The sequence below is a fragment of the Streptomyces sp. NPDC091209 genome, from assembly GCF_044757755.1.
GTDB lineage: Bacteria > Actinomycetota > Actinomycetes > Streptomycetales > Streptomycetaceae > Streptomyces.
Genome location: NZ_JBIVVR010000002.1, coordinates 202,094 through 226,943, shown reverse-complemented (window position 1 = coordinate 226,943; position 24,850 = coordinate 202,094). Strand labels below are relative to the sequence as shown.

The window sequence follows — 24,850 nt, the reverse complement described above, 5'->3', positions numbered from 1 at the left end:
CGTCTGCCGTCTGAACGTCTGCGGTCTGCTGTCTCCCGTCTGTCGTCTCCTGTCTCCCCTCTCGCGACCCGTGGCTCCCGTCCGGTGACCCGCTTCCCGTGACCCGCTTCCCGTGGCCCACGCCCGGCGTCGTGCGAGGGGCGCGTACGTGCGGCGCGACCCGCTGGTCGCGGACACGGGGTTCGCGTGCGGGTGCGCCGGGAAGATGCCCAGGTCAACTCCGTGCGCCAGGAAGAGCAATAGTTTCCACACGTGTGGGTGACGAGACGTAGTGGCGACGTGACGTAGCGTTCACGACGTGATCGAACCGCACGCGCCAGCTCCTCCCGGCGCGCCGCCGCCCTGGGTCGTCCAGGGCCAGGCGCGGCTGCCCGTCCGTCCGGGCATCGGCAGGTTCCTCGTCCTGGCCGGGGTGTTCGTCTGCGCGGCGTGCGGACTCGTGTACGAACTCGAACTCGTCGCCCTCGCCTCGTACTTGATCGGCGACTCGGTAACCCAGGCATCCGTCGTGCTCTCCGTCATGGTCTTCGCCATGGGCGTCGGCTCCCTCGCCGCGAAACGGCTGCGCCCGCGCGCCGCGGCCGGCTTCGGCGCCGTCGAGGCGGCGCTCGCCCTGGTCGGCGGATGCAGCGCGATGGGCCTGTACGCGGTGTTCGCCTGGACCGGGGCGTGGGGCGGCCTGTGGGCGGACGGGCCCCGCTGTCTGCTGGTGGCCTTCTCGCTCACCATCGGTCTGCTCATCGGCGCCGAGGTCCCCCTCCTGATGGAGCTGATACAGCGCATCCGCCGTCAGGACCCCGGCGGCGCGGTCGCGGACCTGTTCGCGGCGGACTACGTGGGCGCCCTCGTCGGTGGCCTCGCCTTCCCGTTCCTGCTGCTGCCCGAGCTCGGCCAGCTCACGGGCGCGCTGCTGACCGGAACGGTGAACGCGGTCGCCGGCGGAGCCCTCGTACTCGGCCTGTTCCGTGGAGACTTGACCCGCCGGGCGCGCTGGACCCTGGTCGTCGCGAACCTCGTCGTCCTCGGCCTCCTCGCCTCGGCCGCGGTGCTGGTCGGCGACTTCGAACGGGCCGCGCGGCACGCCCTGTACGGGGCGGACGTGCGGGTCGCGCTCCGCACCGGCGTCCAGGAGGTCGTCCTCACCGGCGGCACCCGCGGCCGTCCGCTCCACCTCTTCCTCGACGGCCGCCTGCGGTTCAGCGGCCGCGACGAACACCGCTACCACGAGGCGCTCGTCCACCCCGCGATGAACGGTCCGCACGCCCGCGTGCTCATCCTCGGCGGCGGCGACGGACTCGCCGCCGCCGAGGTGCTGCGCCACTCCGGGTTACACCGCGTCGACATCGTCGAACCCGACGCGGACGTGGTCCGGCTGGCACGCCACGACGCCGCGCTGTCCGCCCTCAACCATCACGTGTACGACGACCCCCGGGTGCACGAGGTGACGGCGGACGTCTTCAGCCGGCTGCGCGAGGACCGGCTGCGCGACGCCCGGCCGCGCGGTGTCCGGTCGACGTACGACGTCGTCATCTCGGACCTGCCCGATCCGGGCATCACCGCGAGCACCAAGCTGTACTCGCAGGAGTTCTACGGCCTCGCGCTCCGGGTGCTCGCCCCCGGCGGGCGCCTCGTGGTCCACGCGGGGCCGCTGGCCGACCGGCACCGGGCCTTCTGGACGGTCGACGCGACCCTGCGCGCGGCCGGTCTGTTCACCAGGCCCTACCGTGTCGGCGGCCGGGACTCCGGCTTCGCGGGCGGTCCCGGTCGTATCGCCGGAGGTGCCACGGGTCCTACGGGTGCCGCGGGTGCCAGGGGCGCTGCGGGCTCCGCCGGTGCCGCGGGCTCCGCGGGTGCACCGGGCTTCGCGGGCGACTGGGGTTTCATCCTCGCCTCCCGCACGCCCGCGCCCCTACGTCTGGACTCCTCCTGCCCACGGCTGCGCACCCTCACCCAGGCAGCCCTGACGGCGGACGCGCGCGCCGCCTCCCGCAGCCGCTTCCAGCACCCCCTCCCGCCCTCCACGCTGGTGCATCCGCGGTACACCGATTGAGGCGGCGGCACGGGAATCCCGGGATACGCGGGTGCGGTGCGGGGCGTGCTGGGTAGGCTCGGCTGACATGGAGCATGAGGTGTTCGTTCCGTTTCCGGCCGGGCGGCTGAGGGAGGCGCTGGCCGATCCCGTCCGGGTCGCCCGCGCGATCCCGGGTCTCCAGCAGGACGCGTCGGCCGTCTCCGACAGCGCGGCGGACGCGGACGCGGGCTCGCCGCCCGTCTCCGGGACCGAGTCGCCTGATTCCGGGACCGAGTCGCCCGTCTCCGGGACCGAGTCGCCCGTCTCCGGGACGGGGCAGGACGCCGCTGAGCCGTCCTCCCGCGCCGGGCGCGAGCGGGAGGTGGGGGCCGCGCGTCTCGCCGGGCGGCTGAAGGTCCGCGTCGCCGGTCACACGATCACCTATCGCGGCGCGTTCCGCGTCACCGCCCAGGACGACGGCTCGTACGCCGTCGAGGGCGACGCCTCGGAGGTACGCGGCGGGGGCGCCGTGAAACTGGCGCTGACCCTGCGGCTGCTCCCCGCCGACGGCGGTACGACCCTCGTGTTCGGCGGCACGGCCTCCGGCGACGGCCGGGTGGCCGAACTCCCGCACGACGCGGTGTCCGCAGCCGGGTCGCGCCTGCTGACCCGCTTCGGAGAAGCCCTGACGACGGACCTCGCGTCCCGGGCCGATTCCGCGGCCGGGCCCGGTTCCGCGTCCGCGGGCGTGTCCGACTTCGCGTCCGGGCCGGCAACCGAACCCGGGTCCCGCGTCGAACCGGACGCCGCGCCCATGACGCCCGAGCCGGAACCCGGGACCCCGTCCGGGGCCGGCTCCGCGAACGGCGTCGGCTCCGCGCACGAGTCCGAGCCCACGACCGACCTCCACCCCGACCCCGCCTTGGAACCCGGGTCCGAGCCGGAAACCGGCACCGAGCCCGGACACGGAGCCAAGTCCGAACCAGAGCACGTAACCGGAGCTGGGCCCGAGACCGAGGCTGGACCGGGACCCGAGGCTGAAGCCGGACCGGAAGCCGAGGCCGGACCCGGACCCGGACCCGGAGCCGAGACCAAAGCCGACACCGGAGCCGAGACCGACGCGGAAGCCGACGTTGAAGCCGAACCCGAGACGGAGCCCGAACCCGAGACGGAGCCCGGAACCGAACACGAGCCCGGAACCGAGCCCGGAAGTGGCCGTGGCCCCGGTGCGGGGGCCGGAGTCGAGGCGTCCTCGTTCTTCGAGGCGGACGAGCCGGCCTCCGCGTTCGATCCGTTGGCCGGGGACGACGAGTTCGACCGGGAGGACTTCGCGGCTGAGGTCGCGGGCCCGGGGCGGGCGGACGCGATGGCGGAGGCGGCGCATGCGCGGCGGACGATGATCGGGCGCAGCGCGGAGGAGGTGGACCACGCTCCTCCGCGTGGCCGCTACGCCCCCGTCCCGCCCCCGGAGGCCACCGCCGCCCGTGCCACCCTCCGCTGGGCGGCCCCCGCGGCGGCCCTGGCGCTGGCCTCGGCGATCGTCGTGACCCGGGCGCTGCGCAAGCGCCGTTGACGGGGTGGGCGCTGCGCCAGCGTCGTTGACGGGGTGGGTACTGCGCCATTGCCGTTGACGGGGTGGGGACTGCGCCAGCGTCGTTGACGGAGTGAGCACGGCGCCGGCGCCGTTGAGGGAGTGAACGGGGCGCGAGCGCCGTCGGGGAGTGGGGAGGGCGGGAGACCGCACGGCGCTCCCGCCCCAGTAGGGTCGACTCCGTGAGTAACGAAGACATCACGCTGACCGCGGGTGACGCGGAGGTGACCGTGGCGCCGGGGAACGGCGGACGGGTCGGGAGTCTGCGGGTCGGCGGCGTCGAACTGCTGCGGCAGGGCGCGAAGTTCGGGTGCTTCCCGATGGTCCCGTGGTGCGGGCGGATCCGTGACGGCCGGTTCCTCGACGGCGCCGCCGTCCGCCAGATGCCGCTCAACTCCCCGCCGAACGCCATCCACGGCACCGCCCGCGACGGCGCCTGGACCACGGCCCGTGTCACCACCGGCGAGGCCGTGATCACGTACGCCCTGGTGGACCCCTGGCCGCATCCCGCCCGTGTCACCCAGGCCTTCACCCTCACCGAGGAGGCCCTGACGATCACCATGGCCGTGGAGACGTACGGGGACTCGTTCCCGGCCCAGATCGGCTGGCACCCCTGGTTCAACAGGAACCTGGGTGACGGCGGTGAGGACGTCCTCGTCGACTTCCGGCCCGGCTGGCAGGAGGAGCGCGGCGACGACCACCTGCCCACCGGCCGCCGCGTCGACCCGAAGCCCGGCCCCTGGGACGACTGCTTCGGCATGCCGGACGGCGTCGACGTCACGCTCACCTGGCCGGGGCGGCTGGAGCTGAAGATCGGCAGCCGCGAGCAGTGGGTCGTCGTGTACGACGAGCAGGAGGCGGCCGTGTGCGTGGAGCCGCAGACCGGTCCGCCGAACGGGCTCAATACCCACCCCCGCCTGGTCACACCCATCGAACCCCTCGAAGCCGCCACGACCTGGAGCTGGCGGCGCCTCTAAGCTGGCGCCCATGAGTGATGTACGCGGAGCGCTGCTGCAGCAGATCAAGGACAAGGCCGTGGTGCACGGCAAGGTGACCCTCTCCTCGGGTCTTGAGGCCGACTACTACGTGGACCTGCGCCGGATCACCCTGGACGGCGAGGCCGCCCCGCTCGTCGGACAGGTCCTCCTCGACCTGACCGCCGACCTGGAGTTCGACGCGGTCGGCGGGCTGACCATGGGCGCCGACCCGGTCGCCGGGGCCATGCTGCACGCCGCCGCCGCGAGCGGGCGCAAGCTGGACGCCTTCGTCGTCCGCAAGGCCGCCAAGGCGCACGGCCTGCAGCGCCGTGTCGAGGGCCCGGAGATCAAGGGCCGGCGCGTCCTCGTGGTCGAGGACACCTCGACCACGGGCGGCTCCCCGCTGGAGGCCGTCCAGGCCGTCAGGGAGGCCGGAGCCGAGGTCGTCGGCGTCGCCACGATCGTCGACCGCGCGACCGGTGCCGCCGAGAAGATCGAGGCCGGCGCCGGTGTTCCGTACCTCTTCGCCTACTCCAAGGGCGAGTTGGGGCTCGACTGACGAAGCTCCCGCGGGGCCCCGCCGACGGCAGGGTCCCGCATGTCGGATGGGGGTCTGGAGCATCCGGCGATGTCTGGAAAGATGGGGCCGACGATGACGTCGCCCCCCTAGGTCAGGGCCATAAGCACCAGTCCCGTCGTACCGCAGCAGCAGTACGCAGACCCGCACATACAAGGAGCGGACAGATGCCCATCGCAACCCCCGAGGTCTACAACGAGATGCTCGACCGGGCGAAGGCAGGCAAGTTCGCCTACCCGGCCATCAACGTGACCTCGTCCCAGACCCTGCACGCTGCGCTGCGCGGCTTCGCGGAGGCCGAGAGCGACGGCATCATCCAGATCTCCACCGGTGGTGCGGAGTTCCTCGGCGGTCAGCACAAGAAGGACATGGTGACGGGCGCCGTCGCGCTCGCCGAGTTCGCGCACATCGTCGCCGCGAAGTACGACATCACGGTCGCGCTGCACACGGACCACTGTCCCAAGGACAAGCTGGACGGCTACGTCCGCCCGCTGATCGACATCTCCGCCGCGCGCGTCGCCAAGGGTGAGAACCCGCTGTTCCAGTCCCACATGTGGGACGGTTCCGCCGAGACCCTCGCCGACAACCTGGCCATCGGCCAGGAGCTGCTCGCGAAGGCCGTCGCCGCGAAGATCATCCTTGAGGTCGAGATCACCCCGACCGGTGGCGAGGAGGACGGCGTCAGCCACGAGATCAACGACGAGCTGTACACGACCGTCGACGACGCCCTGCGCACCGCCGAGGCCCTCGGCCTGGGCGACAAGGGTCGCTACCTGCTCGCCGCCTCGTTCGGCAACGTGCACGGTGTGTACAAGCCGGGCAACGTCGTCCTGCGCCCCGAGCTCCTCAAGGACCTCCAGGAGGGTGTCGCCGCCAAGTACGGCAAGGCGAGCCCGTTCGACTTCGTCTTCCACGGCGGCTCCGGCTCCACGGCCGAGGAGATCGCCACCGCGCTGGAGAACGGCGTCGTGAAGATGAACCTCGACACCGACACCCAGTACGCCTTCACCCGTCCGGTCGTGGACCACATGTTCCGCAACTACGACGGTGTCCTGAAGGTCGACGGCGAGGTCGGCACCAAGTCGAAGTACGACCCGCGCACCTGGGGCAAGCTCGCCGAGGCCGGCATGGCCGCGCGTGTGACCGAGGCCTGCGCCGCCCTGCGCTCCACGGGCACCCGCCTCAAGTAGTCCCTACCGCCCTCAAGAGTCAGTAGCGCTCTCCAAGAGTCAGTAGCGCTCTCCAAGAGTCAGTAGCGCTCTCCAAGAGTCGGTACCGCGCGAGGGCCCGGCACCTGCCAAGGTGCCGGGCCCTTCCGTATGCTCCGAGGTATGGCTGTTCCTGAGCGGGACGCATCGGACGTATCGGACGGCGGCCCCGCGGTCCGGATCGCCTCCCGGACCGGGAAGTGGATCCTGCTGACCACCGTCCTCGGCTCCAGCATGGCCCTGCTGGACTCGACGGTCGTCAATGTGGCTCTGCCGACCATCGGCCGCGACCTGAACGCGAGCCTCGCCGCCCTCCAGTGGACCGTGAACGGCTACATGCTGTCGCTGGCCGGACTGATCCTGCTCGGCGGCTCCCTCGGTGACCGCTTCGGGCGCCGGAAGGTCTTCGTCATCGGCGTGGTGTGGTTCGCGTCCGCCTCGCTGCTGTGCGGGCTCGCGCCCAACGTGGAGGTGCTCATCGCCGCCCGTGTCCTCCAGGGCGTCGGCGGGGCGCTGCTCACCCCCGGCTCGCTGGCGATCATCCAGGCCTCCTTCCACCCGGACGACCGGGCCCGTGCCATCGGCCTGTGGTCGGGCTTCGGGGGTGTCGGGGCGGCCGTCGGTCCGTTCCTGGGCGGCTGGCTGGTGGACGGGCCCGGCTGGCGCTGGGTCTTCCTGCTGAACATCCCCGTGGCGCTGGTGTGTGCCCCGATCGCCCTGCTGCACGTTCCGGAGTCGGCCGGCGGCACCTCCCGCGCCACCGGAGCCGAGAGCGGGGGAGACAAGCCCCATCGCGGCTTCGACGTCCTCGGCGCCGTCCTCGGCGCGCTCTCCCTCGCCCTGGTGACGTACGCCCTGATCGAGGCCACGAGCGGTTCCCCGCTCGTGTGGGTGGCGGCGGTCGGAGGCGTGGCGGCGGGGGTGGCGTTCGTGTACGTCGAGAAGCGGCGGCCCGATCCGATGATGCCGCTGGACATCTTCGCCTCGCGCCAGTTCACCGCCGTCAACCTGGTGACCCTGTGCGTCTACGCGGCCTTCGGCGGCTTCTTCTTCCTGACCGCGCTCCAGCTCCAGGTCGTGGCGGGCTACTCCGCGCTCCAGGCCGGTACGGCCCTGCTGCCGACCACGGTCCTGATGCTGCTCTTCTCCGCCCGCTCCGGCGAGATCTCCCAGCGCATCGGCCCGCGCATCCCGCTGACGGTCGGACCGCTGCTGTGCGCGGCGGCCATGCTGCTGATGCTGCGAGTCGGCGTGAACGCGTCGTACGTGGCCGACGTATTGCCCGCGCTGCTGGTGATGGGCCTCGGCATGGTGACCCTGGTCGCGCCGCTGACCGCGACCGTCCTGGCCTCCGTGGACGTCGGGCGGGCGGGCCTGGCCAGCGGGATCAACAACGCGGCGGCCCGCGTGGCCGGGCTGCTCGCGGTGGCCGCGCTGCCGCTGCTCACCGGGATGGGAGAGGAGGCGTACCGCTCGGCGGAGGCCTTCGACGCGGCCTTCCGGCGGGCGATGCCGCTGTGCGCGGGTGTGCTGGTGGTCGGCGCGGTGCTGGCCTTCACGACCGTACGCCGCCCGTCGCCCGGCTGCCTCCGCCCCGAGTGCCATACCCACGGCTCACTGACGGCCCCGCCGCTGGAGCCGGAGCGATCCCGGGGCGCCCTCGGGGCCCCGGGCTCCCCAGGCTCCCCTGGTGCTGGGCCTTCCAGCGCTGGTCCAGCTTCATGATCGTGCCGGAGGCGTCGATCCGGTAGGCGAAGTACATCCGGCTCGCACGGGCCGAGGCGTCGGCCTCGGCGGGAAAGGTGTGGCCGTCGATCGGCTTGTTCACGTCGGTGTCGTAGAACGGTTCGTTCACGCAGAGCCGCGCCGTCGCGGAGAGCCGTATCTCGTGCCGTGGGCCGATCCCGTGCCACACCGGGGCGTCGGGCTGCGGGCAGGTCCAGGAGCCCTCATGGACCTTGATGTACGAGCCGCCCTTGGCGACGCGCGTGCCGGGCATCAGCGTGATGTCGACGCCGGGCCAGCCCTTGCAGGCGGGGCTGGCGGAGGAGGCTGCGGCGGGGATCTTCGCGGCGGCGGTCGTGGGCTCGCCGCCGGCGGTCGGGGCCGCGGTCACGGTCACGGGTGGGGAGGCGGTGGCCGACGTGGGGGAGGTACCGGCGGCGGTGTCGTCCCCCGGTCCGCACGCGGTCGTGGCGAGCAGAAGGGCGGGGGCGGCCAGGGCGCCACCTCCGCGGATCCGGGCAGCGATCGGTAGAGCCATGATGGTCCCCCGTCGGCGTGAACACGTTCGACAGGCGCTGATCGCAGCGTGACCGCGGAACGGATCGTTCCCTGAGCGCCGTGGGCAACCGTTACCGATCACGGACGATGCAGCAGACTGGAACCCATGACGATTCACGAGAACCTCCTCGGGGGACCGCTCCCGACCCATCTCCCGGACGACCCGGAGCCGCGCGAGCTCCTCGCGAACGGCACAGCCCCCGCCGATGTCGCCGCCAAGTACCCCACCTCCTCGCTCGCCTGGGCGCAGCTCGCCGACGACGCGTTCGAGCGCGGCGGTGTCGTCGAGTCGTACGCCTACGCCCGTACGGGCTACCACCGTGGCCTCGACGCCCTGCGGCGCAGCGGCTGGAAGGGACACGGACCGGTGCCCTGGGAGCACGAGCCGAACCGCGGCTTCCTGCGCGCCCTGCACGCCCTCGCCCGCGCCGCGCAGGCGATCGGCGAGCAGGAGGAGTACGAGCGCTGCAGCCAGTTCCTGAAGGACTCCTCGCCGACGGCGGCCCAGACCCTGGGCTAGTCCCGGGACCGGTTTCCCTCCGGTCGCCGGGCCGCGGCCCCGGGCCTGTTCCGGACCGGCTCCGGACCGGCTCCGGACCGGCTCCTTTGGGGGCCGTGACGCGGGTCCGCCTGGTGTGATCAGGCGGACCTTGCGGTTTCGGGGGACGATTGTGGAGGATGCCCGGTGGGGACCGGGGCCCCCGTGTCGGTAACGGCAGGGGCGGACCGCTACCCGGAGCACAACGCAGGAGACAGCGATGTCCCACCAGGCTCAGCCCACGCAGGCTCAGGAGCCCGAGACTCCGCATCTCGACTTCCAGGGCACGACGCCGTACGAGGACTACGTACAGGCGGACGTGCTCACCCACCTCCAGCACACCCTCTCCGACGACCCCGGAGAGATGGTCTTCCTCGTGACGACCCAGGTCATGGAGCTGTGGTTCACGGTCATCGTCCACGAGTGGGAGACGGCGGCCAAGGCCCTGCGCGCCGACGACGTCCCCGTCGCGGTGGCCGCCCTGAAGCGGTCCGTACGGGAGCTGGAGGCGCTCAACGCGTCCTGGCGTCCGCTCGGCCAGCTCACCCCCGCCCAGTTCAACTCCTACCGTTCGGCCCTCGGCGAGGGTTCCGGCTTCCAGTCGGCGATGTACCGGCGCATGGAGTTCCTGCTCGGCGAGAAGTCCGCGTCCATGCTCGTCCCGCACCGGGGCGCGGCGCGGGTGTACGCCGAGCTGGAGAAGGCGCTGCACGAGCCGAGCCTGTACGACGAGGTGCTGCGGCTGCTCGCCCGGCGCGGGCACGCGATCCCGGCCTCCGTGCTGGAGCGTGACGTGTCGAAGCGCTACGAGCCCGCGCCCGAGGTGGAGGCCGCTTGGGCGGCCCTGTACGCCGGTGACGACAGCGACGAGCTCGCGCGTCTCGGCGAGGCGCTGACCGATGTCGCCGAGCTGGTGTGGCGATGGCGCAACGACCATCTCGTCGCCACCCGGCGGGCGATGGGCTCGAAGACCGGCACGGGTGGCTCCGCCGGGGTCGCCTGGCTGGAGAAGCGCGCGCAGAAGAACGTGTTCCCCGAGCTGTGGACAGCGAGGTCCCATGTCTGAGCGACTGTCTGAGCGAGCCCTTGAGTCCGCGCTGGGCGCGCGGGCGGCGGAACTGGACGCGGCGGACGAACTCGCCGGGGTGCGCGGGCAGTTCGTGCTCGACGACGTGGTGTACCTGGACGGGAACTCGCTCGGCGCGCTGTCGGCCGGGGTCCCCGGCCGGGTCGAGGACGTCGTCCGCAGGCAGTGGGGCGAACTCCGCATCCGCTCCTGGGAGGAGAGCGGCTGGTGGACCGCGCCCGAGCGGATCGGTGACCGGATCGCCCCGCTGGTCGGCGCGGCGGCCGGACAGATCGTGGTCGGCGACTCGACCAGCGTGAACGTGTTCAAGGCGCTGGTGGGTGCCGTACGGCTGGCGGGCGAGGGGCGCGACGAGATCCTCGTCGACGCGACGACGTTCCCGACGGACGGGTACATCGCGGAGTCCGCGGCCCGGATGACGGGCTGCGAACTGCGTCCGGTCGACCCCGACGAGGTGCCCTCGGCGCTCAACTCCCGTACGGCGGCGGTGCTGCTCAACCACGTCGACTACCGCACGGGCCGGCGCTTCGACCTCCCGTCCCTGACGTCCGCGATCCGTGCGGCGGGTGCCATTTCGGTGTGGGACCTGTGCCACTCCGCGGGCGCCCTGCCGGTCGGACTGGACGAGAACGGCGTGGACCTGGCGGTCGGCTGCACCTACAAGTACCTGAACGGCGGCCCGGGTTCGCCGGCGTACCTCTACATCCGCTCCGGCCTTCAGGACCGCTTCGACTCCCCGCTCCCCGGCTGGAACTCGCACGCGGAGCCCTTCGGCATGAGCGCGTCGTACGCACCCGCGCCGGGCGCGCTCCGCGGACGGGTCGGCACGCCGGACATCCTGTCGATGCTGGCCCTGGAAGCCGCGCTGGAGGTGTGGGACGGCGTCTCGATCGACAGCGTCCGCGCCAAGTCGCTCGCCCTGACCGACTTCTTCCTGGAGTGCGTCTCCGCGTACGTCCCCGAGGGCCGGGTCGAGTCCGTGACCCCCTCCGCCCACGCGGAACGGGGCAGCCAGGTGGCCCTGCGCTGCGCGGACGCGGGCGCCGTGATGAAGCGCCTGATCGACCAGGGCGTCGTAGGCGACTTCCGCCACCCGGACATCCTCCGCTTCGGCTTCACCCCCCTGTACGTCGGCTTCGCCGACACGGAGAGGGCGGCGCGGGTACTGGCCGGGGTACTGGACTAGCAAAGGCGCGACCATCAGGTGCCCTCGGGCTCCAGGAGCGGAGTCCAGCCGCTCGGCCCCTCCGGCGCTCCGGCGTTCGGCGTTCGGCGTTTGAGGAGCGGGGTCGGGGCGGAGCCCCAGGGATGATGGGGTCCCGGGTCGAGGGAGGCCGAGCCTTCGGGGGAGGGTAGGGGCGGAGGGGCGAAACTCCTCCTGCCCCCGCCCGGCGCCGCCGGACACCTGGGCCGCCCGGCGGTCGCCGGGGTCCCCCGGTGGCCCCGGATGTCCGGGGCCACATCCGTTTCACCGCTGAGAGGTTGGAGCATGCAGGACGACGCCGCATCCCGGGACGGCGACGACGCCGCTCCACAGCACCGCGTGGGCGCGCAGCACGACGGTGCACAGCGCGACGCGGCCACCGCGCGCGACGCGGCCACCGCGCGCGAGGCCGCCGTCGCGCGCGACGCCGCCGAGGAGGCGTCCGCCTTCTCGCACCCGACCGTGGACCCCGACGTCACCGTGTCGTACGGCGCCCACCCCGACCAGGTGATCGACTTCTATGCCCCGCGCGACCCCGACCCGGCGGTCCTCACCCCTCTCGTGGTCGTTCTGCACGGCGGCGCCTGGCGTGCCCCGTACGACCGCCGCCACATCACCCCGTTCGCCGACTTCCTGACCCGCCACGGATTCGCCGTGGCGAACGTCGAGTACCGCCGCGGCGAGGCGACACCCGCTCCGGGCGGGCCCGCGATCCCCGCACAGGCCGGTCCCACGACCCCCGGACCGGAGAGCACGGCCACTTCCGCGACCGCCGGATCCGGCGACGGGGAGGGAACTGGTGGCACCGACACCGGTGCTCCGGTCGCCGGTCGCTGGCCCGACACCTTCGACGACGTGGCGGCCGCGCTCGACGCGCTGCCCGCGCTCGTACGCCGGGCGCTCCCGCAGGCCGACCCCGGGCGCATGGTGATCACCGGCCACTCGGCGGGCGGTCATCTGGCCCTGTGGGCCGCGGCCCGCCACCTGCTGCCCGCCGACGCGCCCTGGCACATAGACCGCCCCGCACCCCTGCGTGGCGTCGTCGCCCTCGCCCCGATCGCGGACTTCCAGGTCGCGGAGGAGCTCGGTGTCTGCGGCGGGGCGTCGCGTCAACTCCTGGGTGGAGAAGCCACGTTCTCGGAACGTCTGCCGTACGCCGACCCGGTGCGGCTGCTCCCCACCGGCATCGCCACCACGCTCGTCCAGGGTCGTACCGACATCGTCGTTCCCCAGGCGGTCGCCGAGTCGTACGCGGACGCGGCGGCGAAGGCCGGCGAGGTGGTCGGTCTGACGCTTCTGGAGGACGTCGGCCACTTCCCCCTGATCGACCCGGCCGCCGACGCCTGTGCCGTGGTCGTGGAGGAGATCGCCCAACTGGCCTGGTAGCCGGCCGGCGGACACTCGGTGGACCGGCAACTGGCCTGGCAACTGGCCCCGGCACTGGCCCGGCAACTGGCCTGGCAGCCCGGTGGCTCACCTGGAGGACTGGGAGCGCTCGGAGATCCTTCAAAAGCCTTGTTGGTCAAGGGGGTTGACCCCCTACGTCCGAACCCCGGTCATACCCGTAGTACCTGAGAGCTACCTCCCAGATGAGGTCCGCAGCGGGACGCGGACGACAGGCGACGATCCGTAATTTCCCTTCCAGTGACGCCCGATGAACGGGCGGACGGGGAGGGACGGACACGATGGATTTCTGGCCGAAGCCGACCGCCGGAGGGAGAGAGGACGCCCTCGCGCCCCCGCCACGCGACACGCCGAGCACGCCCCCCACGGAGACCGAAAGTCCTCGCTCCCGAGCCGAGGCCTCTTGCCCGCGAGCCGAAGTCCCGCGCTCCCCAGCCGAGGTCCCGCGCTCCCGAGTGGAGGCCCCTCGCCCGCGAGTCGAGGCCCCTCGTTCCCGAGTCGAAGTCCCGCGCTTCCGAGCGGAAGTCCCTCGTTCCCGAGTCGAGGCCCCTCGTTCCCGAGTCGAGGCCCCTCGCCCGCGAGTCGAAGCTCCTCGTTCCCGAGTCGAAGCCCCTGGTCGTCAAGTTGAGGCCCGGCGCCCCCGAGCCGAGGTCCCGCCCGCCCGAGCCGGAGGCGGGATTGCGCGCCGGTTGCGCCGGACGCTGCTTGCCGCGCTCGTCATGGCCGCCGTCGTCGTCCCCGTCTCCGCCGCCGCCAGGCCGGAGATCCCGGCTCCGCCACCCGCGGTCCTCGCCCCGCTGACCGCGTCGACCCTGGAGAAGGCGTACGAGGCGAACCGGGCCGACGCGGCGCAGGCGGCCGGGATGGCCGCGGACCACGGCGACCGCACCCGGGCCGCGGCGGACCGTGCCATGGCCGCCCCCTCCCGCCGATTCCTCTCCTTCGACGGACGGGGACCCGGCCGGGCCGTCGAGGTCTTCGGCGACCTCGCACACGCCGACCGCGTGGCCGTCCTGGTCCCGGGTTCGGACACCACGCTGGAGACGTACGACCGTTTCCGCGCCGGCGCGATCGCCCTGCACGACCGACTCGGCCCGCACGGCGCCGTCCTCGCCTGGCTCGGGTACGAGACCCCGGGCACCGTGAGCACGACGGTCCTGACGACGGACCGCGCGGAGCAGGCGGCCCCCCTTCTGCGGGCTTTCGTGCGCCAACTGCGCGGAGTCGTCGGCCGGTCGGCGCACCTGTCCCTGCTGTGCCACTCGTACGGCACGGTCGTCTGCGGCCGCGCTGCTCCGGGCCTGGACGTGAGCGACATCGTCTTGGTCGGCAGTCCGGGCAGCGGAGTGTCCTCCGCCGCCGCGCTGCACACCTCCGCCCGCGTCTGGGCCGCCCGCGGCTCCGCCGACTGGATCACGTACATCCCGCACGCGAGCCTCGGCCTCTTCGGCACGACCGTCGGTTTCGGAACCGACCCGGTGGCCCCGTCCTTCGGTGCCCGGGTCTTCCAGGCGGGCCACGGCGGCCACAGCGACTACTTCGCACCGGGCTCGGTGTCCCTCGCCAACCTCACCCGCATCGTCCTCGGAGACACCTCGGAGGTGCCCCGTGCGTGACCTGACCGGCACGACCGTCCGGACCGGCACGACCGCCCTGACCGGCCTACGGACCGCGATCCACGGCATCGAGCGCGCCACCCCCGTCGAGCGGGACCGCGCCGTCGACGCCCTGCGCGCCCTCGCGATCCTGGGTGTCGTCCTGGGCCACTGGCTGGTGACCGCGCTGGTCGCGGACGGCGGCGCGCTGCACACGGCGAGCCCCTTGCGGCACATGCCCTGGCTGACCCCGATCTCCTGGGTCTTCCAGACGTTATCCGTGTTCTTCCTGGTGGGCGGCCATGTGGCGACGAAGAGCTACGCGTCGGCGCAGGCGCGCGGCACGACGTACGGGCAGTGGCTCGGGGCCCGGATGGGCCGCCTCCTGAGGCCGGTGGCGGCGGTGCTGGCGCTCTGGGCGGTGGCGACGGCCTGTCTGCTCGTGTCCGGCGCGGACCTCGGCACGGTGCACACACTCGTGAAGCTGGCCCTGTCCCCGCTCTGGTTCCTGGTGGTCTTCGCCGGACTGACCGCGGCGACACCGCTGCTGACCCGCCTCAACCCCCTGTGGCCGCTGGCCGTCGTCCTGCACGTGGACGTCATCCGCTTCGGCTTCGGCGGCCCGGCGTCGCTCGGCTGGGTGAACCTCGCGGCGGGCTGGCTGGTGCCGTACGCCCTGGGTGCCGCCTGGACACGCGGAGAACTGGAGCGGCCGCGCGCGGGGTGGGTGCTGTTGGGCGGCGGCGCGGTGGCGACGGCGGTGCTGGTGACCTGGGCCGGTTATCCGGCGTCCATGGTCGGCATACCGGGGGCCGCCGTCTCCAACCTGAATCCGCCGACACTGGCCGCGGTCACCTTCGGCCTGGCCCAGTGCGGACTCGCCCTGCTGCTGCGCGAGCCGTTGCGCCGGGGGATGCGGCGCCCCGCGCTCTGGGCGGCCACGGCCTTCGCCAACCTCTCCGCGATGACGATATTCCTCTGGCACCAGACGTCCCTGATGGCGGTGACCGCCCTCGGCCTGCTCGCGGGCCGGCTACCCGGCCTGCACACCAACCCCGACTCCTTGGTCTGGGTGGCCGCGAGAGTCGCCTGGCTGCCCGTCTTCGTTTGTGCCCTCACCCTGTGCTGGTGCGCCTTCAGCTGGCACGAACGGGGACCCCGCCGCCCGACCGGCCGTCCGTCCCGGGTCGTCCGCGTCCACCGGGTCCACCGCGGTTCCGGCCCGGCCACACCCGAGGCGGCGCCTCGTGCCTAGGGTTGACGGCGTGACCAGCGAGGAGCACCGGCCCCCGAACAGCGAGCGCGCCCCACTCCCTGACGCCTCCTCACACCCGCCCGGGACTCCGGACCTCACCAGGGTGGACGAGAGTCCGGACCTAACCAGGGTGCACGGGACTCCGGACCTCACCAGGGTGCACGGGACTCCTGACCCCACCAGGGTGCACGAGAGTCTGGACCTCACCACGGTGCAAGAATCCTCCGCTCCCACCGCCGCCCCCATCGGCGCACCCTCCAGTGCTGACCCCGTCAGCGCATCCGCCACCGCATCCACCACCGCACCCTTCCGCGGTGATCCGACCACCGTGCCCACCAGCCGTGCCCCCCGTTCGCCCAGAGGCTCCCGCGTACAGACGCTGGCCCAGGCCCCTTTCCCGTTCCTGCGCGGGATCCTGGCCGAGCTCGCGGTGCCGGCGGTCGCGCCGCTGCCACCGCTGTCCCGGCCCCGCCGGCTGCGCCGCCTACCGCATGTCGTGGTGTGCGTGATCGCCCTCGGACTCGGGCTGGCGGCCATGGACGAGCTGAGCGACGGCTATCGACTGGGTTTCCCACTGGGCACGTTGAGCGGCTTCGCGCTGGGCGTGGCGGTCGTGCTCGCGCTGTGGCGTCCCGTGCCGGCCTGGTGGCTGTCGCTCGGGGCCACCGTGGTCGCCGCCGCCGCTGCCCACTCCGACATAGTGGCGGCCTTCCCGGGACCGGTACCGGGACCGGACTGGCCATGGAGCACGTCCGCGATGATGGCGCAGGCCTTCGTGCTCTTCCTGCTCGCCCTGCGGCTGCCCACGCGCGTCGCTGTCGGCGCGCTGTCCCTGACCTCCCTGGCCACCTACGTGCTGCAGAGCCTGGCCGGTGGGCCGTCGTACCCTCCGACGGCCAGGCTCCCCGGACCCTCGTACCACCCGACGGGAGCGCTGGCGGTCGTCGTCTTCGCCGCCGTCGTCCTTCTCGGCACAGCGCTGCGCGGTCGCCGCGAGGCCCGTACCCAACTGGTCGAGCAGGCGTCCCTGACCGAGGAGGAGCGCGCCCGCCGCACGGTCCTGGAAGAGCGCAGCCGTATCGCGCGCGAGCTTCATGACGTGGTCGCGCACCACATGTCGGTGATTTCCATTCAGGCGCAGGTCGCCCCGCACCTGGTCGAGAACCCGACCGACGAGTTGAAGGAGAACCTGGAGGGCATCCGGCAGAACGCCCTGGAGGCGCTGACCGAGCTGCGCCGGGTGCTCGGAGTGCTGCGTTCGGAGAATCCAGAGGACCCGTACGGCCTCGGCGCGGGTGCGGGTGTGGCTCCGGACGCCCCGCAGCCCACGCTGGGCCGTCTCGACGCGCTGGTCGAGAACACCCGCGCCGCGGGACTGGACGTGACCACGGAGATCACCGGGGAGCAGCTCCCTCTGGCACCGGGCGTCGAACTGTCGGCGTACCGGATCATCCAGGAGGCGCTGAGCAACGCCCTGCGCCATGCCCCGGGTTCCGCGGTCAAGGTGGAGCTCTGGCACTTCCCGCGGGGCCTCCAGGTGAGAGTCGTCAACTCACGGCCCCAGCGCCCCGCTCCGCCGTCCCCGGGCGCGGGACACGGACTGCTCGGTATGCGGGAGCGCGTCGCGATGCTGGGTGGCACCCTCGTGACCTCGGAGACGTCGTGCGGCGGTTTCGCGGTGGCGGCCTTCCTCCCGGGCAACGGCACCGCGCCCGCCGACGCCGCCGCCCGGACCGACGACACCTTCACAGGCCTCCCGGCCGACACCTTCACAGGCATCCCAGGAGAAGAGACGCCATGACGACCGTGAGCGGCACCATCCGCGTAGTGATCGCCGACGACCAGCAGATGGTCCGGCAGGGATTCACCGTGCTGCTCAACACCCGCCCGGACATCGAGGTGGTCGGTCAGGCGGTCGACGGACTCGACGCGATCCTCAAGGTCGCCGAACTCGCCCCGGACGTCGTCCTGATGGACATCCGCATGCCCGAACTCGGCGGCATCGAGGCGACCCGCCGCATCACCACCGACACCCCGCACGTCAAGGTCCTGGTGCTCACCACCTTCGACCTCGACGAATACGTCTACGAGGCACTCCGCGCCGGTGCCTCGGGCTTCCTCCTCAAGGACGCCTCGGCCGATCAACTCGCGGAGGCGGTCCGCGTGGTCGCGGCCGGCGACGCCCTCCTCGCCCCCGGCATCACCCGTCGCCTCATCGCCGAGTTCTCCCGCCTCGACTCCGCCCCGCGCGCGCCCCTGAAGGAACGCATCGGCGACCTCACCGAACGCGAGACCGAGGTCCTGGCCCACATCGCCCAGGGCCTCTCCAACGCCGAGATCGCCCAACGCCTGGTGGTGGCCGAGCAGACCGTGAAGACCCATGTCGGCCGCATCCTCGTCAAACTGGGCCTGCGCGACCGCACCCAAGCAGCGGTCTTCGCCTACGAATCGGGCCTGATCCGCCCCACGGGCTACTGACCCGCCTGCCCGCACCCGGGGGCCGCAGTCACACAGGGGAGCCATACAGGCACCGGCCCCCCACGCACCCGGGACCGAACGCGAGCGAGGGAATCCCGGCTGTCACCGAGTCCGCACCCCGGCCCTACCTGTAGTACCTGAGACGGATCCCCAAGGACCCTCCTCGCAGGTGACGACCACACCCCCCGCCTGGTCCTACCGTTTTGAACGTGACCCAGACGACCCAGACGCAGACGACACCTCCGCCCCCTGGCGGTGCCGGGGCCAAGCCCCGCAGCCCGGAGTACCGCGTCGCCGCGGACGCCGTGCGCGGCCTGCGACAGGACATGTTCCACGACGCCTTCGCCTATCGCCCGCTCCCCCGCATGCGCACGGACGGCCCTCTCACCCGCCGCCTCCCCAGAACCCTGCGCGCGAAGGCGGCCTGGATCCCGCACGGGACGGTGGCGGCGGCCGGTCTGCTGGCGATGGCCGCGGGCTACTCCGCCGGAGACGGCGGCGGCACGGTCGGACCCCTGTGCGGGCTTCTCGCCCTACTACCGGTCCTGGCGACCCTCGTCCGCCCGGTCGGCGCCTTCTGGTTCTCGATCGCGGCGGCCCCGATCGTCGCCATGTTCGGCAGCGCCTGGAGCGCCTGGCCGTGGGCGCCCGGCAGTTTCATAGCGCATGTCACCGTCATGACGGTCGTCGCCCTGCGGTCCCGGCCGCGCGTCGCGGCGTGGATGTGGCTGCTGACCGCCGGCTACAGCATGATCGCCGAGACCCTCTTCGGCGGGGGCTACTACAGCGTCAACACGTTCCCGCTGCTCTTCATCTCCGCGCTGGCCCTCCTGGTCGTCACGGTTCTGAACATACGCAAGGAGGCCGAGCAGGAGGTGACGGCCCATCAGTCGGAGACGGCACAGGAGCGTTCCAGGCGCACACTGCTCGAAGAGCGCACGACGATCGCCCGCGAGCTGCACGACGTGGTCGCGCACCACATGTCGGTGGTCGCCATCCAGGCGGAGGCGGCGCCCTACCGGGTGGAGAATCCGCCCCCGGAGCTGGAGCAGGCCTTCGTCACGATCCGGGAGAACGCGGTGGCGGCGCTGACCGAGCTGCGCCGGGTGCTGGGCGTGGTCAGGGCCGAGGACTACGAGGCCCCGGACGCGCCGCAGCCCACCCTCGCGGATCTGGACGCGCTCCTCGCCAACGTGCGGGACGCGGGTCTGACCGTGGAGAAGGCGGTCACCGGCGCGGTGCGCGAGCTTCCGCAGGGCGTCGAGCTGTCGGCGTACCGGATAGTCCAGGAGGCGCTCAGCAACACCCTGCGGCACGCGCCGGGCGCGTCGGCCCGCGTAGAGATCGGCTATGTCCTCGGCGGGCTCGGCCTGCGCATAGTCAACGGCCCCGCGCCGGTGACGACCCTGGAGAAGTCCACGCACGGCGCGGGGCACGGCATCACGGGCATGCGCGAGCGGGTCACGATGCTGGACGGTGAGATGACGACGGGCGTCATGGACGACGGAGGGTATGAGGTGGCGGTGTTCCTGCCGGTGCCGTCGGGGGAGGAGACCGGATGACGGGCGGCACGAGCCGTGCGATCCGCGTGCTGATCGCCGACGACCAGATGATGGTCCGCGAGGGCTTCTCCGTACTGCTCGGCGCGATGCCGGACATCGAAGTGGTCGGCGAGGCGGTCAACGGGCGGGAGGCGGTCGAGCGGGTCCGCGAGCTGCAACCGGACGTCGTGCTGATGGACATCCGCATGCCGGAGATGAACGGGATCGACGCGACCCGGGAGATCGTCGCCGCGGACGGCGCCGCGAAGGTGCTGGTGCTGACGACGTTCGATCTCGACGAGTACGTGTATCAGGCGCTGCGGGCGGGGGCGTCCGGCTTCCTGCTCAAGGACGCCTCGGCCCGCCAGCTCGCCGACGGGGTGAGGGTGGTGTCGGCCGGGGAGGCGCTGCTCGCCCCCTCGGTCACCAGACGGCTGATCACGGAGTTCTCCAAGCTCGCGGACGCGCCCAGGCTGTCGGCGACGGCGCACGCGGCGTACGGGGATCTGACCGATCGGGAGACGGAGGTGCTGGTGCTGATCGCGCAGGGGCTGTCGAACGCGGAGATAGCCGAGCGGCTCGTCGTCGCGGAGTCGACGATCAAGACCCATGTGAGCCGCATCCTGGTGAAGCTGGGCCTGCGGGACCGGACACAGGCGGCGGTGTTCGCGTACGAGGCCCGCCTGGTCACCCCCAGGTGACCGTGGTACGGCGGGTCGCACTCGGGTGACCGTGGCCCCGCTGGTCTCACGGAGGGGCGGGCGGGAGCCGGCCGTACCGGGATGACTGGGAGGGGGAGGCGGTGGCCCGCTGTTCAGGACGGCCCTGTTCAGCGGGGGGTGGGTCGGGCTAGCGTCCGTTCATGGCAGCTTTGGAGAGTTCGCGGGCCTTCGACCCATGGGATCCGGCGTTCGTGGCGGACCCGTACCCGGCGTACGAGGAACTGCGTGCGCGGGGCCGGGTGCACTACTACGAGCCGACGAACCAGTGGCTGGTGCCGCGCCACGCGGATGTGTCGGCGCTGCTGCGGGACCGCCGGCTGGGCCGGACGTATCAGCACCGGTTCACGCACGAGGACTTCGGGCGGACGGCGCCGCCCCCGGAGCACGAGCCGTTCCATGTGCTCAACGATCACGGGATGCTCGATCTGGAGCCCCCGGACCACACACGGATCCGGCGGCTGGTGTCGAAGGCGTTCACGCCCCGCACGGTGGAGCGGCTGAAGCCGTATGTGGAGGGGCTGGCCGGTGAGCTGGTCGGCCGGCTGGTGGAGGCGGGCGGCGGGGATCTGCTGACCGATGTGGCGGAGCCGCTGCCGGTGTCGGTGATCGCGGAGATGCTGGGTGTCCCGGAGTCCGAAAGGGCGCCGTTGCGGCCCTGGTCGGCGGACATCTGCGGGATGTACGAGCTGAATCCGTCCGAGGAGGTGGCGCGGAAGGCCGTGCGGGCTTCGGTGGAGTTCACCGAGTACCTTCGGGGGCTGATCGAGGCCCGCCGCAAGGAGCCGGCGGACGATCTGATCTCGGGGCTCATCGCGGCGCACGACGAGGGAGACCGGCTCACCGAGCAGGAGATGATCTCCACCTGTGTGCTGCTGCTGAACGCGGGGCACGAGGCGACGGTCAACTCGACGGTGACCGGCTGGTGGACCCTGTTCCGGCATCCCGGGCAGCTGGCGGCGCTGCGGGCGGACCACAGCCTGATCCCCACGGCGGTGGAGGAGTTGATGCGCTACGACACCCCGCTCCAGTTGTTCGAGCGCTGGGTGCTGGAGGACATCGAGATCGACGGTACGACGGTTCCGCGGGGTGCGGAGATCGCGATGCTCTTCGGTTCGGCGAACCGGGACGCCGAGGTGTTCGCGGACCCGGAGACGTTGGACCTGTCCCGGGCGGAGAACCCGCACATCTCCTTCAGCGCGGGTATCCACTACTGCATCGGCGCTCCGCTGGCCCGGCTCGAACTGGCGGCGTCCATGAGCGCGCTCCTGACCAGGGCCCCGGATCTCCGGCTCATCGAGGAGCCGGTCCGCAGACCGAACTTCGTGATCCGCGGACTGGAGGGTCTGTCGGTCGAGGTCTGACCACCATGGCCCCGCCGGCCGAGATCGTCCTCCGCCGAGCGGCGTGCGCAGCCCTGCCGGCCGAGACCGTCCTCCGCCGAGCGGCGTCCGCAGCCCCGCCGACCGACATCGCCCCCCGCCGAGCGGCATCGGCAGACCCGTCCCGGTGGCGCGGCCTCTTCTGTCGCCGGGACGCGCCCCCTCGTACCGCCGTAATCGCGACCGGTCGTGTCGTCGGCCTGCCTCCGCCGTTGGATCGGTCCCGCCTGTCATGCCGTCAGGCCGCCTCGCCCGCACGCCGTCAGGCCGCCTCCCCGCCCGGGTCGCCGCTCAGGTCGTCAGGTCGCGGCGGCGCAGGGAGGCCAGTCCCGCTGCCGTCAGGGCCACCGCGATCCCGGTCAGGACGAGGACCGGAGTCCAGGCCATGGTGCCGCCCGGCAGCTTCGGGAGGTGGCCGAAGGGGGAGAGGTCCATGACGGCCTGGGGGATGTTCAGGGCGGGGCCGATCCAGCCGAGGAGGAGGGCGAGGCCCGCCACGGCCCAGGCGCCGGGGGCAAGCCGGGGCGAGAGGCCGTAGAGCAGGACGGCGGCGCCGCCCAGGGCCCAGATCGCCGGGACCTGGACCAGGCAGGCGCCGAGGACGGCGCCGAGTTCGGAGCCGTAGCCGAGAGCGAGGCCGAGTCCGCCGAGCAGCATGATGAGGACCGCGCCGCCGAAGGCGAGGACGAGGTGTCCGCCGGCCCAGCGCAGTCGGCCGACAGCGGCGGCGAGCAGGGGTTCGGCGCGCTGTGAGGTCTCCTCGCCGTGCAGCCGGAGCACGGAGGAGACGATGTAGAGGGCGGCGACCATGCCCAGCATGTTCACCATGGCGGCGAGGAACGCGTCGGTGATCCCGGCCTGCCCGCCCATCCGCTCGATGATCTCGCGGGTCTTGGCGTTGCTGCCGACCAGGTCAGCGGCCCCCTTCGTGATCCCGCCGAACGCGGCGCCCGCGGCGAGGAAGCCGAGGCTCCAGCCGAGCACGGCACCGCGTTGCAGCCGCCAGGCCAGCGCTCCGGCGCTGCCGAGGCGGCCGGTCGCGGGCCCCGGCCGGGTGGGCAGGAAGCTCATGCCGACATCGCGCCGCCCGGCGAGTGCGTAGGCGGCGGAGCCCTGTGCGGCGACGGCCGCGACGAACAGCAGAAGGACCCACCAGCGTTCGTCGGCGAAGGCGCGGAGGTTCTCCAGCCAGCCCACCGGGGAGATCCAGGTCAGCGGCGACGAGCCGTCGTCGGTGGCCGAGTCGCCCGCCGCCCTGAGGACGAAGGCGGCGCCGATCAGCCCGCCGGTCAGCCCCTTGGCGAGCCGGGCGCTCTCCGTGAGCTGGGCGACGATCGCGGCCATGGTCGCGAAGACCATCCCGGTCGCGCCGATCGCGAGTCCCAGCGCCAGGGCTCCGGAGCCGCCCTGTCCGGCGAGACCGCCCGCGACGATCAGGGCGAGGACGCCGTTGGCGACGAGGGCCGCGAGCAGCGCGGCGGTCAGCGGGGCCCGCCGCCCGACCATCGCGGCCGAGACGAGTTCCTGCCGTCCGCTCTCCTCCTCGTCGCGGGTGTGCCGTACGACGATGATCAGGCTCATGATGGCGGCGAGGACCCCGGCGTAGCCGCCGATGCGCCAGGCGGTGAGTCCGCCGATGGAGTCGCTGAACACCGGCCCGTAGGTGGCGCGCAGCGAGCTGTTGCCGAGCATCTGCCGGGCCAGGGTGGCCCGTTCGGCCGGGGTGCTGTAGACGGACTTCAGCGAGGCCGGCAGGGAGAGCACCAGCAGGGCGTTCACGCCGATCCACAGCGGCATCATCACGCGGTCGCGGCGCAGCGCGAACCTGAGCAGGGTTCCGGTGCCGGCCAGCGGGCGGGAGCCGCCGACGCGTGCGGCGAAGGTACCGGCGGTCGTGGCGGTCATCGGGTCACCGCCTCTTCGGATCCGTCCGCCCGGACGTCCTCCTGGTAGTGCCGCAGGAACAGCTCCTCCAGGGTCGGCGGGGTCGAGGTCAGGGACCGTACGCCCGAGTCGGTCAGCGACCGCAGGACGGCGTTGAGCCGGTCGGTGTCGACGTGCAGCCGGACCCGGCACCTGACGCCGTCCGGCCGGACCCCGGTGGCCTGGTCGTCGAGGTCCTGGACGACCAGGTCGTGGACCCCGGGCAGGGATGCCAGCCCGTTCGGCGGGCCGGTGAGTTCGGCGGTGACGCTGGTGCGGGTGAGGTGGCGCAGGTCGGCGAGGGAGCCGCTCTCGACGGTCTGGCCCTTGCGGATGATGCTGACGCGGTCGCAGAGTTCCTCGACCTCGCTCAGGATGTGCGAGGACAGCAGGATGGTGCGGCCCCGGTCGCGTTCCTCCCGGACGCACCGCTGGAAGACCTCTTCCATCAGCGGGTCGAGGCCCGAGGTGGGCTCGTCCAGGATGAGCACGTCGACGTCCGAGGCGAAGGCGGCGACGAGGGCGACCTTCTGGCGGTTGCCCTTCGAGTAGGTGCGCCCCTTCTTGGTGGGGTCGAGTTCGAAGCGCTCGATCAGGTCGGCGCGGCGCGCCGGGTCGAGACCGCCGGTCCGTCCGCCGTCCTGCCCGCCGCGGCGGGCGCGGCCCCCCTTGTGCAGCCGCCCGTAGAGGTCGATGACCTCGCCGCCGGAGAGGTTGCGCCACAGGGTCACGTCGCCGGGGACGTAGGCGACCCGGCGGTGCAGTTCCACCGCGTCGGCCCAGGGGTCCATGCCCAGCATCTGTGCCGCGCCCGAGTCCGCGCGCAGCAGGCCCAGCAGGACCCGGATGGTGGTGGACTTCCCGGAGCCGTTGGGGCCGAGGAAGCCGTGCACTTCACCGGCCTCGACCTCCAGGTCGAGCCCGTCCAGTGCGTGCGTCCTGCCGAACGACTTGTGCAGTCCGGCGACGCTGATTGCCTTCGTCATGGCCCAGAACGTACGCTTCTTTCAGAAATTTGTGAAGTTAAGGAAACATGTAAATCCTGGATACACTCGACTACGATGCGTGAGCAGGGGA

19 protein-coding genes are annotated in these 24,850 nt (G+C 72.5%); 17 read left to right on the top strand and 2 right to left on the bottom strand.

Translation table 11 applies throughout. The features are described 5' to 3' along the window. Window positions 1-298: 298 nt before the first annotated feature. The 17 genes from ACIQRL_RS07960 (at window position 299) to ACIQRL_RS07880 (ending at window position 21,832) form a co-directional block, all read left to right on the top strand. Window positions 299-2,050, top strand: coding sequence for a polyamine aminopropyltransferase (locus ACIQRL_RS07960; protein WP_401328599.1), 1,752 nt, complete (start codon window positions 299-301; stop codon window positions 2,048-2,050). A gap of 67 nt (window positions 2,051-2,117) precedes the next feature. Then, window positions 2,118-3,584 carry a hypothetical protein gene (locus ACIQRL_RS07955; RefSeq protein ID WP_401328597.1) on the top strand — a complete coding sequence of 489 codons (1,467 nt, stop codon included), beginning with the start codon at window positions 2,118-2,120 and terminating at the stop codon, window positions 3,582-3,584. A 200-nt stretch (window positions 3,585-3,784) separates the two neighbouring features. Beyond that, window positions 3,785-4,579 (top strand): aldose 1-epimerase, encoded by a 795-nt coding sequence (locus ACIQRL_RS07950; RefSeq protein ID WP_401328595.1) that lies wholly within the window; start codon window positions 3,785-3,787, stop codon window positions 4,577-4,579. 10 nt (window positions 4,580-4,589) lie between these two features. After that, on the top strand, window positions 4,590-5,138 hold the full coding sequence (pyrE, locus tag ACIQRL_RS07945) for an orotate phosphoribosyltransferase (RefSeq protein ID WP_389090039.1): 549 nt from the start codon (window positions 4,590-4,592) through the stop codon (window positions 5,136-5,138). A 185-nt stretch (window positions 5,139-5,323) separates the two neighbouring features. Then, the gene (gene fbaA, locus ACIQRL_RS07940) at window positions 5,324-6,346 is read left to right on the top strand and encodes a class II fructose-bisphosphate aldolase (protein WP_401328593.1); all 1,023 of its coding nucleotides are present in this window, start codon (window positions 5,324-5,326) and stop codon (window positions 6,344-6,346) included. A 141-nt stretch (window positions 6,347-6,487) separates the two neighbouring features. Next, complete coding sequence (locus ACIQRL_RS07935) at window positions 6,488-8,089, top strand: MFS transporter (RefSeq protein ID WP_401328590.1); 1,602 nt, start codon at window positions 6,488-6,490, stop codon at window positions 8,087-8,089. 664 nt (window positions 8,090-8,753) lie between these two features. Continuing rightward, window positions 8,754-9,167 carry a DUF3151 domain-containing protein gene (locus ACIQRL_RS07930; RefSeq protein ID WP_401328587.1) on the top strand — a complete coding sequence of 138 codons (414 nt, stop codon included), beginning with the start codon at window positions 8,754-8,756 and terminating at the stop codon, window positions 9,165-9,167. 238 nt (window positions 9,168-9,405) lie between these two features. Continuing rightward, on the top strand, window positions 9,406-10,251 hold the full coding sequence (locus ACIQRL_RS07925) for a tryptophan 2,3-dioxygenase family protein (RefSeq protein WP_401328585.1): 846 nt from the start codon (window positions 9,406-9,408) through the stop codon (window positions 10,249-10,251). After that, complete coding sequence (kynU, locus tag ACIQRL_RS07920) at window positions 10,244-11,458, top strand: kynureninase (protein ID WP_401328583.1); 1,215 nt, start codon at window positions 10,244-10,246, stop codon at window positions 11,456-11,458. The genes ACIQRL_RS07925 and kynU overlap by 8 nt, the downstream gene beginning before the upstream one ends. 303 nt (window positions 11,459-11,761) lie before the next feature. Further along, window positions 11,762-12,862 carry an alpha/beta hydrolase family protein gene (locus tag ACIQRL_RS07915; protein WP_401328581.1) on the top strand — a complete coding sequence of 367 codons (1,101 nt, stop codon included), beginning with the start codon at window positions 11,762-11,764 and terminating at the stop codon, window positions 12,860-12,862. Window positions 12,863-13,557: 695 nt separating this feature from the next. Beyond that, complete coding sequence (locus ACIQRL_RS07910; protein ID WP_401329537.1) at window positions 13,558-14,496, top strand: alpha/beta hydrolase; 939 nt, start codon at window positions 13,558-13,560, stop codon at window positions 14,494-14,496. Then, window positions 14,489-15,730 (top strand): acyltransferase, encoded by a 1,242-nt coding sequence (locus ACIQRL_RS07905; protein WP_401328578.1) that lies wholly within the window; start codon window positions 14,489-14,491, stop codon window positions 15,728-15,730. Before ACIQRL_RS07910 ends, ACIQRL_RS07905 begins: the two co-directional genes overlap by 8 nt. A 328-nt stretch (window positions 15,731-16,058) precedes the next feature. Further along, window positions 16,059-17,531 (top strand): sensor histidine kinase, encoded by a 1,473-nt coding sequence (locus tag ACIQRL_RS07900; RefSeq protein ID WP_401328575.1) that lies wholly within the window; start codon window positions 16,059-16,061, stop codon window positions 17,529-17,531. After that, window positions 17,528-18,208 (top strand): response regulator, encoded by a 681-nt coding sequence (locus ACIQRL_RS07895; RefSeq protein ID WP_401328572.1) that lies wholly within the window; start codon window positions 17,528-17,530, stop codon window positions 18,206-18,208. The genes ACIQRL_RS07900 and ACIQRL_RS07895 overlap by 4 nt, the downstream gene beginning before the upstream one ends. A 209-nt stretch (window positions 18,209-18,417) precedes the next feature. Next, window positions 18,418-19,770: a sensor histidine kinase gene (locus ACIQRL_RS07890; protein WP_401328569.1), complete on the top strand. Its 1,353-nt coding sequence runs from the start codon at window positions 18,418-18,420 to the stop codon at window positions 19,768-19,770. Further along, window positions 19,767-20,450 (top strand): response regulator, encoded by a 684-nt coding sequence (locus ACIQRL_RS07885; RefSeq protein ID WP_401328566.1) that lies wholly within the window; start codon window positions 19,767-19,769, stop codon window positions 20,448-20,450. Before ACIQRL_RS07890 ends, ACIQRL_RS07885 begins: the two co-directional genes overlap by 4 nt. Window positions 20,451-20,611: 161 nt before the next feature. Beyond that, entirely contained in the window at window positions 20,612-21,832 is a 1,221-nt protein-coding gene (locus tag ACIQRL_RS07880; RefSeq protein ID WP_401328563.1) for a cytochrome P450, read from the top strand. A gap of 309 nt (window positions 21,833-22,141) precedes the next feature. Here ACIQRL_RS07880 and ACIQRL_RS07875 read toward each other — a convergent pair whose 3' ends face one another. Next, a complete protein-coding gene (locus tag ACIQRL_RS07875; protein ID WP_401328561.1) occupies window positions 22,142-23,755 on the bottom strand; it encodes an ABC transporter permease in 1,614 nt (537 codons plus the stop codon). After that, window positions 23,752-24,759 (bottom strand): ATP-binding cassette domain-containing protein, encoded by a 1,008-nt coding sequence (locus tag ACIQRL_RS07870; protein WP_401328560.1) that lies wholly within the window; start codon window positions 24,757-24,759, stop codon window positions 23,752-23,754. The genes ACIQRL_RS07875 and ACIQRL_RS07870 overlap by 4 nt, the downstream gene beginning before the upstream one ends. Window positions 24,760-24,850: the final 91 nt, after the last annotated feature.

Bases quoted from the DNA above. Each gene is read 5' to 3' on its own strand.
- ACIQRL_RS07935 (WP_401328590.1), top strand. From the start codon at position 6,488: ATGGCTGTTCCTGAGCGGGACGCATCGGACGTATCGGACGGCGGCCCC.
- kynU (WP_401328583.1), top strand. From the start codon at position 10,244: ATGTCTGAGCGACTGTCTGAGCGAGCCCTTGAGTCCGCGCTGGGCGCG.
- ACIQRL_RS07880 (WP_401328563.1), top strand. From the start codon at position 20,612: ATGGCAGCTTTGGAGAGTTCGCGGGCCTTCGACCCATGGGATCCGGCG.
- ACIQRL_RS07870 (WP_401328560.1), bottom strand. From the start codon at position 24,759: ATGACGAAGGCAATCAGCGTCGCCGGACTGCACAAGTCGTTCGGCAGG.
- pyrE (WP_389090039.1), top strand. From the start codon at position 4,590: ATGAGTGATGTACGCGGAGCGCTGCTGCAGCAGATCAAGGACAAGGCC.
- ACIQRL_RS07955 (WP_401328597.1), top strand. From the start codon at position 2,118: ATGGAGCATGAGGTGTTCGTTCCGTTTCCGGCCGGGCGGCTGAGGGAG.
- ACIQRL_RS07915 (WP_401328581.1), top strand. From the start codon at position 11,762: ATGCAGGACGACGCCGCATCCCGGGACGGCGACGACGCCGCTCCACAG.
- ACIQRL_RS07930 (WP_401328587.1), top strand. From the start codon at position 8,754: ATGACGATTCACGAGAACCTCCTCGGGGGACCGCTCCCGACCCATCTC.
- ACIQRL_RS07895 (WP_401328572.1), top strand. From the start codon at position 17,528: ATGACGACCGTGAGCGGCACCATCCGCGTAGTGATCGCCGACGACCAG.
- ACIQRL_RS07925 (WP_401328585.1), top strand. From the start codon at position 9,406: ATGTCCCACCAGGCTCAGCCCACGCAGGCTCAGGAGCCCGAGACTCCG.
- ACIQRL_RS07875 (WP_401328561.1), bottom strand. From the start codon at position 23,755: ATGACCGCCACGACCGCCGGTACCTTCGCCGCACGCGTCGGCGGCTCC.
- ACIQRL_RS07885 (WP_401328566.1), top strand. From the start codon at position 19,767: ATGACGGGCGGCACGAGCCGTGCGATCCGCGTGCTGATCGCCGACGAC.
- fbaA (WP_401328593.1), top strand. From the start codon at position 5,324: ATGCCCATCGCAACCCCCGAGGTCTACAACGAGATGCTCGACCGGGCG.